Here is an 11618-nt window from a genome sequence, read left to right on the forward strand (position 1 = left end):
AGGCGATCGCAAAGACCGAGGGCCCTCCGCGATCCTTCGCGGAGGGCCCTCGCTGCGCTGAGCTGCGCTTTCCTGAGCCGCCTGTCGGATTCGAACCGACGACCCTCGCTTTACAAGAGCGACGCTCTGGCCAACTGAGCTAAGGCGGCCTGACGTGCGCGAACACTGCCCGCGGACGCGGCACCACTCTACACAGCGCCCCGTTCCACCAGCCACAGGCTTGTTGCCGGTGAAACCAGGGCCTTGAGCCGCGCCTCCGCCAGTGACACAAGGCCCTCCCCCGGGTACCGTCACCCCCAACCCGGTCCAAATGGACTGGACCACTCCCTCTACTCGGATCGTCCGGCACGTTCCTGCCGGTGAAGGGACCGCATCACCATGGCCACGGTCACGTACGACAAAGCCACCCGGATCTACCCCGGGGCCGACAAGCCCGCCGTCGACCAGCTCGACATCGCCATCGAGGACGGTGAGTTCCTCGTCCTGGTCGGCCCGTCCGGGTGCGGGAAGTCCACCTCGCTGCGGATGCTCGCGGGGCTGGAGGACGTCAACGGAGGGTCGATCAGGATCGGGGACCGCGACGTCACCCATCTGCCGCCGAAGGACCGGGACATCGCCATGGTGTTCCAGAACTACGCGCTCTACCCGCACATGACCGTCGCCGACAACATGGGCTTCGCGCTGAAGATCGCGGGCGTGCCCAAGTCGGAGATCCGCCAGAAGGTGGAGGACGCGGCGAAGATCCTGGACCTCACCGAGTACCTGGGGCGCAAGCCGAAGGCGCTCTCGGGCGGTCAGCGCCAGCGCGTGGCGATGGGGCGGGCGATCGTGCGCGAGCCGCAGGTGTTCCTGATGGACGAGCCGCTGTCGAACCTCGACGCGAAGCTGCGCGTGCAGACGCGCACGCAGATCGCCGGGCTGCAGCGCCGGCTCGGCATCACCACGGTCTACGTCACCCACGACCAGGTCGAGGCCATGACGATGGGCGACCGCGTGGCCGTCCTCAAGGACGGGCTGCTGCAGCAGGTCGACACGCCGCGGAACATGTACGACCGGCCGGCGAACCTGTTCGTCGCCGGGTTCATCGGCTCGCCGGCCATGAACCTGGTCGAGGTGCCGGTGACCGACGGCGGCGTGAAGTTCGGCAACAGCGTCGTCCCGGTGTCGCGCGAGGCGCTCGCGGGCACCGGCAAGGGTGACCGCACGGTCACGGTGGGTGTCCGCCCCGAGCACTTCGACGTGATCGAACAGAACGGCGAGGCGGCCAGGTCGCTCGGCAAGGAGTCGAAGGACGCCCCGGCGGGCCTCGCCGTCACCGTCAATGTCGTGGAGGAGCTCGGCGCCGACGGATACGTGTACGGCACGGCCGAGGTCGGCGGCGAGCGGAAGGACCTCGTCGTCCGCGTGAACGGCCGCAACGTGCCCGAGAAGGGCTCGATCCTGCACGTCGTCCCGCGCCCGGGTGAGCTGCACGTCTTCTCGACCTCTTCCGGCGAGCGCCTGAGCGACTGACGCCGGCGCCGGGCCCGCCGCCCGGACGAAACCTCCGCCCCCGTGCCGCCAAAAGGCCGGGGGCGGGGTGTTTTTCGGGTCGAAGTCGCACCGGTTGCCGTTTTCCCCGGCAGATCGCCCTTTTCGAGCGCCGTGCGTCAACTCGGCGACACGTCGCACCCCCTGACATATCCCTCGACCGGGTGACTAGATGTCGCGGCGTCATTACCCCTCGCTACCATCTGCGGCATGAACCAGGCCGCCCGCCACATCGGCAGAACCCTTGCCTTCGTACTCCCCGTCGTTCTCGTCCTCTCGGGAACCCTCGCGGTGACCCGCGTCCCGTGGGCCGCGCCTGCCGATTCGCAGGTGCTCACCGCGTCCTCCAACACCGCCTCCACCCAGGCCCGCGGCCTCGCCCCGCACGAGGTGCTGCGCGACAAGCTGCTGACCGAGATGCAGGAGAAGAACCCGGGCGTCGCCCTCACCCACCTCCAGCAGGCCACCAACGGCCGCCCCTCGCTGGCCCGGCACTGCGTCGAGATCGCACGCAGCCTCGGCCGCGCGGCGGTCGCGAAGTACGGCCCCAAGCAGGCCCAGAGCTACGCCCGGCCCGTCTGCGACACCTCGTACGCCTCCGGCGTCCAGGCCCGCTGACCACCGCCACGGGGCACGGCTGCCGCGCCACCACCGGTCCGCCCGCGGACGGCACCGCATATCGTGCGGGGCATGACCGGCACGCACGCGTATCCGTACCCCACCCAAGCCGTGATCCTGGCCGGCGGCCAGGGGTCGCGGCTGCGCCCGTACACCGACGACCGACCCAAGCCGATGGTCGAGATCCCCGGCACCGGGACCCCGATCATCGGCCATCAGCTGGCCTGGCTGGCCGCCGAGGGCGTCACCGACGCCGTGGTCTCGTGCGGCCATCTGGCAGAGGTCCTGCAGGACTGGCTCGTGTCGGCCGAACTGCCGCTGCGGGTGACCACCGTCGTCGAGAAGGAGCCGCTCGGCCGGGGCGGCGGCCTGAAGTTCGCGGCGGCCTCGCTGCCCCACCCCGACCGGCCCTGGTACGCCACCAACGGCGACATCTGGACCCGCTTCTCGCTGCGCGAGATGGCCGCCTTCCACCACGAGCGTGACGCGGCGGCCACCCTGGCCCTGGCCCGGCCCCGGATCCCCTGGGGGGCCGTCGAGACCGACGAGTTCGGGCACGTGCTGGACTTCATCGAGTCCCCGCCCTCCCCGTATCTGATCAACGCGGGCGTCTACGTCTTCTCCGCCGCCTTCACCGGCATGCTGCCGGAGCGCGGAGACCACGAGCGCACGACGTTCCCCCGGCTGGCGCGCGAGCGGCGCCTCGCGGGCTATCCGCTGCCGCACGGCGCGTACTGGCGGGCCATCGACACCGCCAAGGACCTGACGGAGGCGGCGAAGGAGCTGGCCGGCGCCTAGATGAGTCATTCCGAAGTGATCAGTGGTCGTAGGCGATCAGGGACCGTGTGACCGGCTGTCCGGTCTTGTGGTTGTGCCAGATCGGTCTCCGTCTGCGCGTCCGTCCCGGTCCCGGCCCGGGATTGCCCGAACCCCCGTGCCATGCCCATGCCATCGATGTCATAGTTGGACGTTGTGTGGACAACGCTTGCGCCGCTCATCGGCGTCCTGCTCGGCGGGCTCATGTCGATGCTGGCCCAGCGCTCGGCAGGACGCGCCTTGGAACGCAGCGAGGCGCGCCGCAGTGTTCGTGAACTTGCCGAGGCGCGCCGCAACGAGCGTCTCACTCACCTCATCGAATTTCTGTCTGCGGTGCAGGAAGCTGAACGAGTCGCGGTGGATCGGTATCACCACAACCTGGCTGACGAGCAGTGGCAGGCCCGGGCAAGGCAGGTCCTTGACAGGGTGTGGGTGATGCAGAAGACGATCCACGTGCTGTGCACGCCTGAGGTCAGCGAAGCGGCACGCAGCCTCGCGTGGGCAGTACAGGAGGTGATCAGGAAGGGCCCCGAAGACCCGGGAGAGCCACAGGATGAGAAGGTCTGGGCACACATACGTCCGAGCCGACAGGCATTCCTTGATCTCGTGCGCGACCAGCTGAGTTGAAACCCCGTGGAGGGATTCGGCAGCTGCCGTGAGCGGCCCGGGACAAGCAGCACCGGCTCCGGCCTCCATTGTGCGGCGAGCGTCATCCACTTCGCCGGCTTCTCGAGGGACGCAAAGCCCGCCTTGGCGCAGGAGGCGTGCATGCCCACGGGCCGGCAGCAGGCCATCGAATGGCCCCTTGGCCCATCGGCAAGCTGAACACGATCACTTCGGAATGACTCGTCCAGGTGCGCCGGTGAGCGCCGATTCCGCCGGACCCTCGCCGTCGTGGCGCGCCGCCATCGCGCAGGTGCTTCCCGCCGGTGGTGCAGTTCCACAGCGACGGCCCCCGCACCCGGAAGGGTGCGGGGGCCGTCGCTTCGGCGGAAGGCCGCTCAGCCCAGGAGGCCGCCGAGCGCCCCCGTGCCGCCGCCGGACGAGCCGCCGGAGGACGAGCCGCCGCCGGTGCTGCTCGACGTGCTGCCCGCGCCGCTGGAGGCCGACGAGCCGCCCGAGGGGCTGCGCGGCGCGGCCGGCGGGGCCTGGTGCCGCGGAGTCTGCGGGGCGGGGCGGACGCCCTGGCTGGCGCCGGGCCGGCCCGCGCCGCCCGCTGCGGCGCCGGTGGGGGTACGGGCGGCGCCGGGCGCGGCCGGGGCGGTCGCGGACGGGGTCGCCGAGTGGGTGCCGGGGGCCGTGGGCGTGGGGGTGCCGGCGGCCGACGGGCCGTGGGTGCCGCCGCGCGGCGTGGCGGCGGTGGGGCTCTGCGGGTACGGCGAGCCGGGGAGGTTGTTGATCGGGGGGTCGCTGGGGCCGGGGACCTTGACGGTCTGGGAGGAGCGGACGGCGCCGCCGAGGGTGGAGCCGACCAGCAGGGTGAGGCCGATGACGACCGTGGCCATGATCGTGCCGCGGCGCAGGACGCGCCGCCGCAGGTCCCACAGCTCGGCGCGCGGGCCGAGCCGGCGCCAGGCCTCGCCCGCGAGGCGTCCGTCGATGGAGTAGAAGGGCGCCCCGGCGATCACGAGGGGGCTCCAGGCGGCCAGGTAGATGATGTCGGGGGCGTCGTAGACGGGGGTGCTGCGCCAGCTGACGGTGACGATCAGGACGGCGGACAGCAGCACGCCGACGGAGGCGGCGAGGCGCTGCCAGAGGCCGAAGATGGTCAGCACGCCGACGACGACCTGGAGGAAGGCGACGGTGAGGCCGGCGCCCACGGGGTGGGCGAGGGCGAGGTCGCGCAGGGGCTCGGCGGCGGGCCAGGGGTGGAGGGCCGTGAGCCAGGCGACCATGGAGCCGCGCTTGCCGCCGTCGAAGTAGACGGGGTCGCAGAGCTTGCCCATGCCGGCGTAGATGGAGATCAGGCCGAGGAAGATCCGCAGGGGCAGCAGGACGACGCCGAGGTTCATCCGGCGGCCGGGGTAGTAGGCGTGCCGGACGGAGTCGTGGTGGCGCTTGGTGGCGCCCTCCTCGCCGTCCGCGCCCTCGGCGCCCTCGTCGTCGTATTCCGCGTCGTAGCCGTCGGGGTCGTCCGGGCCGCCGAACTGCGGATAGCGGTAGCGGTCTTCGTCGTACGCGCTGCCGGTGGGGCGGACGCCGTGCAGGAGCTGCGTCTCGGGGGCGGCGGGGCCGGCGGCGTCGACGAGCTCGCCGGGGCCGGTGCGCTCGCCGTGGCTGCGGGGGCCGACGACGGAGGGGGGCTGGTCGCCGACGCGGATGCGGGGCAGCACCTGGGTGGAGCCCGCGTCGGTGACGGCGGAGTCCCGTACGGCCTGCAGGAGTTCGGTGGGCGCCGCGTCGCCGGGTGCGGCCCGCCCGCTCCACACCACGGGAGCGCGCCGTTTGGGCGTGCTCTTGACGGTGGGCAGCTGCGCCGTGTCGGCGATGCCTGCGTACTGGCGGGCGACGCGCGGGGGCCGGGCGAGCTGCACGCGGAAACTCACGTGGTTGACGGCGATCTGCGCCGGGTCGGACGGAACCTTCACCGTACTCAGCGCGGGCTGGTCGTCGTACCCGGAAGAGCTTCCCCCCGTGGGTGTGCGGGGTGTTCTGGTGTCCACACTCATCTAACCGAGTGACTTCTGATTAGGACACTGCCTTGACCGAGTCGAACTGTCCGGGTCGCGTCAACGGGACTCGTCAATTACGCGCTCAAGCGCAGGACGGGCCGGTGAACCGGCCCGTCCTGCGCTTGAGGAGAGTTTTGTCAGGCCCGGCGGCGCGCGGCCTCGTAGAGCACGACGCCCGCCGCGACACCGGCGTTGAGCGACTCCGCGCCGCCCGGCATCGGGATGCGCACGCGGAAGTCGCAGGTCTCGCCGACGAGGCGGGAGAGGCCCTTGCCCTCGCTGCCGACGACGATGACGACCGGGCCTTCGAGGGCCTCCAGCTCGTGGAGCTCGACGTCGCCGTCGGCGGCGAGGCCGACGACCATCAGGCCCTCCTTCTGGTACGACTCGAGCATCCGCGTCATGTTGGTGGCGCGGGCGACGGGCGTCCGGGCGGCGGTGCCGGCGGAGGTCTTCCAGGCGCTGGCGGTCATGCCGGCCGCGCGGCGCTCGGGGACGACCACGCCGTGGCCGCCGAAGGCGGAGACGGAGCGGACGACGGCGCCGAGGTTGCGCGGGTCGGTGATGCCGTCGAGGGCGACGATCAGCGGGTCCTCGCCGTCGTCGAAGGCGGCGGCGGTGAGGTCCTCGGGGTGGGCGTACTCGTAGGGCGGGACCGACAGGACGAGGCCCTGGTGGTTGAGGCCGTTCGTCATGCGGTCGAGCTCGGGACGGGGGGCCTCCATGAGGTTGAGGCCCTTTTCCGTGGCGAGCTGGAGGGCTTCGCGGACCCGCTCGTCGTTGTCCAGGTACTGCTGGACGTAGAGGGTCTTGGCGGGCACGCCCTCGCGCAGCGCCTCGACGACGGAGTTGCGGCCGACGACGAGCTCGTTGGGGCCCTTGGGGCCGCCGCGGCGCGGGGCGGGGCGGCGGGCCGCCGCCTGCTTGGCCTGGGCGTTGGCGAGACGGTTCTTCTTGTGTCCCTTGCGCATGGAGGCGGGCGGGGTCGGGCCCTTGCCCTCCAGGCCCCGGCGCCGCTGGCCGCCGCTGCCGACCGTCGCGCCCTTCTTGTTGGACGTGCGGCGGTTCCTGCGCTGGCTGTTGCCGGCCATGGGGTCACCTGACTTCTTCTACTCTGCCGCCTTCGCACCGACCGGTCCCGGCGGAGCCCTGCGGGCTTTGGACGGCTGCGCCGGACTCGGTCCGGCGGTTGCCTACTACGTACGTACGAAAAGTGTCCCTCAGGACAGCGACCAGCGCGGTCCCGACGGGGTGTCCTCGATGGCGAGGCCGGCCTGCTGGAGCTGGTCGCGGATGGCGTCGGCGGCGGCCCAGTCCTTGCGGGTGCGGGCGGCCTGGCGCTGGTCGAGGACGAGGCGGACCAGGGAGTCCACGACGCCGTGGAGGTCGTCGCCGCGGCCGGCGGAGGCGCCGGCCCACTGCTCGTCGAGGGGGTCGAGGCCGAGGACGCCGAGCATGGCGCGGACCTCGGCCAGGCGGGCGACGGCGGCCTCCTTGTCGTCCGCGGTCAGGGCGGAGTTGCCCTGGCGGACGGTGGTGTGCACGATCGCGAGGGCCTGGGGGACGCCCAGGTCGTCGTCCATGGCCTCGGCGAAGGCGGGCGGGACCTCGGCGGCGGGCTCGACGGTCTTGCCGGCCAGCTCGGTGGCGCGCTGCATGAAGCCCTCGATCCGCGCGAACGCGGCCTCGGCCTCGCGCAGGGCCTCCTCGCTGTACTCGATCATCGAGCGGTAGTGCGGGGTGCCGAGGTAGTAGCGCAGGACGATGGGGCGCCAGTGCTTGACCATCTCGGAGACGAGGACGGAGTTGCCGAGGGACTTCGACATCTTCTCGCCGCTCATGGTGACCCAGGCGTTGTGCACCCAGTACGAGGCGAAGTCGTCGCCGAAGGCCTTGGCCTGGGCGATCTCGTTCTCGTGGTGGGGGAAGATCAGGTCGAGGCCGCCGCCGTGGATGTCGAAGGCGGTGCCCAGGTACTTGTGGGCCATGGCGGAGCACTCCAGGTGCCAGCCGGGGCGGCCGCGGCCCCACGGGGTCTCCCAGGAGGGCTCGCCGGGCTTGGCGGCCTTCCACATGGCGAAGTCGCGGGGGTCGCGCTTGCCGGTCTCGCCCTCGCCGGAGGGCTGGAGGAGGTTGTCCAGCTCCTGGTTGGAGAGCTGCAGGTAGCCGGGGAAGGAGCGCACGTCGAAGTAGACGTTGCCGTCGGCCTCGTAGGCGTAGCTGCGCTCGATGAGGCCGCGCATCATCTCGACCATCTCGGTGACGTGGCCGGTGGCGCGGGGCTCGACGGTGGGCGGCAGGCAGCCGAGGACGTCGTAGCCGTTGTTGAAGGCGCGCTCGTTCTCGTAGCCGATGGACCACCAGGGGCGGTTCTGGTCGGCGGCCTTGTTGATGATCTTGTCGTCGATGTCCGTGACGTTGCGGACGAAGGTGACGTCGTAGCCGCGGTAGGTGAACCAGCGGCGGAGGATGTCGAAGTTCAGGCCGGAGCGGATGTGGCCGATGTGCGGGGCGGCCTGCACGGTCGCGCCACACAGGTAGATCGAGACGCAGCCCGGAGTGAGCGGGGAGAAGTCGCGGATCTGCCGGGCGCTGGTGTCGTACAGGCGAATGGTCACGCAACCAGAGTAGTGGGCGTTCGGCAGTGCCCCCGGCAATCGGGGCGCGGAAGGGATGGAACGAGAGGTTCCGAGGGGGAACCACACCCCTTGTCCCCTATCTTCCTAATACGGCCTAATACGGCAAAAGTACAGATCTGCGTGATAGCTTCCCGGGCACTGCCTCACCTTCTCCCCTGGAGGGGCGTTGCACCCCACTCTGCTGCCCGTACAGCACGACGGAAGCCGCGGGCGCGCCCGGCTGGCCGCACTGGACGGGCTGCGGCTGTGCGCGGCGCTGATGGTGGTGGCGTACCACTACGTGGCGTTCGGCAGCGGGGCGTGGCCGGGGACGCCGCCGGAGGTCTTCCCCGCCGCTCACGTGCCGGCGTCGTACGGCTGGCTGGGGGTGCAGCTGTTCTTCATGATCAGCGGCTTCGTGATCTGCATGAGCTGCTGGGGCCGGGGGCCCGGCGAGTTCGCCGTGTCGCGCGTCACCCGGCTCTTCCCCGCGTACTGGTTCTCCGTCCTGGCCGTCGCCCTCGTCGTCTGTCTGTGGCCGGTGGCGGACGAAACCCTCCGCTCGCGTGACGTCGCGGTCAACCTGACCATGCTCCAGTCCCCCCTCGGGGTGGACGCCGTCGACGGCGTGTACTGGACGCTCTGGGTGGAGCTGCGCTTCTACCTGCTCTTCGCCCTCGTCGTCGCCGGGAAGGGGCTCACGTACGCGCGGGCGGTCGGCTTCTGCGTGGTCTGGGGCTTCGCGGCGGCCGTCGCGGCCGCGGTGGACGAGCCGCTGCTCGACCAGGTGCTGCTGCCGGAGGACTGCTGGTACTTCATCGCGGGCATCGCCTTCTACCTCATGCACCGCCACCGCCCGAACCTCGCGCTGTGGCTGCTGGTCGCCGGGTGCTTCCTCGTCGCCCAGCACTGCCTGGTGGCGGCCCAGGCGCGTGCGGAGGGTCACATGGGCCACCGGGTGCCGCACTGGCCGACGGCGGTGCTGCTGGCCGTGTTCTTCGCCGTCATGGCGGCGGTCGCGCTCGGCTGGACGCGCCGGCTCACGCACCGGTGGCTGACCACGGCCGGCGCGCTGACCTATCCCCTCTATCTGATCCACGAGCGCGTGGGCTGGCTGGTGATCCGGCGGACGGCCCGTGACGTGCCCCCGGCCGTCCTGCTGCCCGCGCTGGTGGCGGGGATGCTGGTGACCGCGTGGCTGGTGCACCGCCTGGTGGAGCGGCCGCTGGCCGGGTTGCTGCGGCGCGGTCTGCAGCGCTCGGCGGCGGAGATCCGTACCGGTCTGTCCGGCCCCCCACAAGATCGTCACAAGATCACCTCGGAGACGTTCCAGGCCGGGGGTTGGAATTACGGCAGAGACAGGAGATAACTGTCACGGCGGGCCGGGGGGTCCTTGTGTCAGCATGCCCGCGGACGGCCCTCGTAGGATGAGCCGTCCTGAGCCCGATGGAGAGGACCACATGCGTTTCGCCAGCCGAGGAGATCTCGATGGCGGCCTGGTAGCCGGACAGAAACCTGCGGCTCCCAGGCTCTACGTCCTGGACGGGCTCCGGATCGTCGCCGCCCTCATGGTCGTCTTCTTCCACTACGTGGCGCTGCGGGGAGGCTGGGGCCAGGACCCCGAGCACATCTTCCCCAACCTGTGGAAGTTCGCCCAGTACGGCTGGACGGGCGTCGAGATCTTCTTCCTCATCAGCGGTTTCGTGATCTGTATGAGCACGTGGGGCCGCTCGCTCGGGGACTTCTTCATCTCCCGGGTGTCGCGGGTCTACCCCGCCTACTGGGTCGCGATCCTCCTGACGGCCGCGGTCGTCACGCTGTGGCCGCAGGTGCGCCAGATCAACGGTGGCTTCGACGGCGTCCTCACCAACCTGACCATGCTCCAGTCGGGGCTCGGGGTCTGGGACGTCGACGGCGTCTACTGGACGCTCTTCATCGAGCTGAAGTTCTACGTAATGTTCGCGGTCGTCGTGGCTACGGGCGTGACGTACCGCAAGTGCGTGCTCTTCTGCGTCCTGTGGACGGTCGTCGCACTGGCCTCGGTCCAGGCGGACATCAAGCTCCTCGACCAGTGGGCGATGCCGCTCTACCAGCCGTACTTCGTCGCGGGCATCGCCTTCTACCTGATGTACCGCTACCGCCCCAACGCGCTCCTCTGGGGCATCGCCGCCATGTCGCTGCTCCTCGCCGAGCACCACATCACGCGGCGCGTCGCGGACAACACCACGCACAACATCCCCGCCTGGCCCGCCCGGGTGATCGTCTTCGTCGCGTTCGTGCTGATGGCGCTGATCGCGTGCGGCGTGTTCAACCGGATCCAGTGGCGCTGGCTGTCCACGGCGGGCGCGCTCACCTACCCGCTGTACCTGCTCCACCAGTACATCGGCATGACGGTCATCTACGGCCTGCGCGACCGCATCCCCCGGCACGTGCTGGTCATCAGCCTGGTCGTGGTGATGCTCGGCGCGGCGTGGCTGATGCACAAGCTCGTGGAACGGCCGCTGGGCACGAGGCTGCGCAAGGTGCTGCGCTCCAGCATGGAGGAGGTGCGGCAGCACTCCCCGCGGCGCGGTGCGGCGCCGGCTTCACCGGGGGCCGCGCAGGGCGCTCCGCAGGGCGCTTCGCCGGTGCCCGAGCAGCACGCGGGGCGCGGTGAGGTCCGCGAGGGCGCGGTGGCGCAGCGGCTGCGGGCGTACGAGACGGGCACGTACGAGCAGCAGCCGGGCGACCGGGTGGCCGTGGGCCGGCCGGACGGGACCTGAGCCCCCACCGCTGACGTACGGGTCAGGGCCGGACCTCTCACGGGTCCGGCCCTGACCCGTACGGGCGCGTTCCGGCTTGTCCCGGCTTGTACGCGCCCCTTTCCCGCGCCGGCGGCATACGGTGAGCGCGATCGCGTACGCGCACGCTCCCCAGGGAAGGAACCGCCGTGGTTGCCACGCTCTCCGACGACCTGAAGAAGCTCCTCGACGACGCCCCCGTCTTCGCGACGGTCGCCACGGTCCAGCCGGACGGCAGCCCCCAGCTCACGGTCACCTGGCTCACGCGCGACGGCGACGACCTGCTGATCTCCACGACCGTCGGGCGGCGCAAGGAGCAGAACATGCGCCGCGACCCGCGCGTCACGGTGATGATCAACCCGCCGAACGCTCCGTACACCTACGCCGAGGTGCGCGGCACGGCCACGATCACCACCGAGGGCGGCCAGGAGCTGATCGACGAGCTCTCACGGAAGTACACGGGCAAGGACTACGCCGACTTCAACCCGGCGGCGAAGGACGACGCGCAGCGGGTGGTCGTGCGGGTGACGCCGCGGGAGGGGGGGGGGGGGGGGGGGGCCCCCCCCCCCCCCCCGCGGCCCCCC

10 protein-coding genes and 1 tRNA gene are annotated in these 11618 nt (G+C 71.1%); 7 read left to right on the plus strand and 4 right to left on the minus strand.

The features are described from left to right. Positions 1–75 precede the first annotated feature (75 nt). Positions 76–149: transfer RNA gene (locus ACOTKD_RS16645), tRNA-Thr, on the minus strand. Between the two features lie 229 nt (positions 150–378). Here ACOTKD_RS16645 and ACOTKD_RS16650 point away from each other — a divergent pair. The 4 genes from ACOTKD_RS16650 (at position 379) to ACOTKD_RS16665 (ending at position 3591) form a co-directional block, all read left to right on the plus strand. Continuing rightward, positions 379–1512, plus strand: coding sequence for an ABC transporter ATP-binding protein (locus ACOTKD_RS16650; protein ID WP_424889720.1), 1134 nt, complete (start codon positions 379–381; stop codon positions 1510–1512). Positions 1513–1740: 228 nt separating this feature from the next. After that, positions 1741–2148, plus strand: a complete 408-nt coding sequence (locus ACOTKD_RS16655; RefSeq protein WP_424889721.1) for a hypothetical protein — start codon at positions 1741–1743, stop codon at positions 2146–2148. Between the two features lie 72 nt (positions 2149–2220). After that, complete coding sequence (locus ACOTKD_RS16660; RefSeq protein ID WP_424889722.1) at positions 2221–2946, plus strand: nucleotidyltransferase family protein; 726 nt, start codon at positions 2221–2223, stop codon at positions 2944–2946. A 165-nt stretch (positions 2947–3111) separates the two neighbouring features. Continuing rightward, entirely contained in the window at positions 3112–3591 is a 480-nt protein-coding gene (locus ACOTKD_RS16665; protein ID WP_424889723.1) for a hypothetical protein, read from the plus strand. Between the two features lie 374 nt (positions 3592–3965). Here the strand turns inward: ACOTKD_RS16665 and ACOTKD_RS16670 are convergent, their stop codons facing one another. The 3 genes from ACOTKD_RS16670 to cysS form a co-directional block, all read right to left on the minus strand. Further along, the gene (locus ACOTKD_RS16670; protein ID WP_424889724.1) at positions 3966–5633 is read right to left on the minus strand and encodes a DoxX family protein; all 1668 of its coding nucleotides are present in this window, start codon (positions 5631–5633) and stop codon (positions 3966–3968) included. Between the two features lie 140 nt (positions 5634–5773). Beyond that, complete coding sequence (gene rlmB / locus ACOTKD_RS16675) at positions 5774–6727, minus strand: 23S rRNA (guanosine(2251)-2'-O)-methyltransferase RlmB (protein WP_424889725.1); 954 nt, start codon at positions 6725–6727, stop codon at positions 5774–5776. Positions 6728–6856: 129 nt separating this feature from the next. Further along, positions 6857–8254 carry a cysteine--tRNA ligase gene (gene cysS, locus ACOTKD_RS16680; protein WP_424889726.1) on the minus strand — a complete coding sequence of 466 codons (1398 nt, stop codon included), beginning with the start codon at positions 8252–8254 and terminating at the stop codon, positions 6857–6859. A gap of 187 nt (positions 8255–8441) precedes the next feature. On the opposite strand from cysS, the gene ACOTKD_RS16685 reads away from it, so the two are divergent. From ACOTKD_RS16685 to ACOTKD_RS16695, 3 genes are all read left to right on the plus strand, one after another. Continuing rightward, entirely contained in the window at positions 8442–9623 is a 1182-nt protein-coding gene (locus tag ACOTKD_RS16685; protein WP_424889727.1) for an acyltransferase family protein, read from the plus strand. 91 nt (positions 9624–9714) lie between these two features. Beyond that, the gene (locus tag ACOTKD_RS16690; RefSeq protein ID WP_424889728.1) at positions 9715–11016 is read left to right on the plus strand and encodes an acyltransferase family protein; all 1302 of its coding nucleotides are present in this window, start codon (positions 9715–9717) and stop codon (positions 11014–11016) included. Positions 11017–11183: 167 nt separating this feature from the next. Further along, positions 11184–11618 (plus strand): PPOX class F420-dependent oxidoreductase (locus ACOTKD_RS16695; protein ID WP_424889729.1); only part of this gene is annotated, 435 nt, incomplete at its 3' end.

This window comes from Streptomyces sp. XH2, assembly GCF_049725035.1.
Lineage (GTDB): Bacteria > Actinomycetota > Actinomycetes > Streptomycetales > Streptomycetaceae > Streptomyces > Streptomyces roseoverticillatus.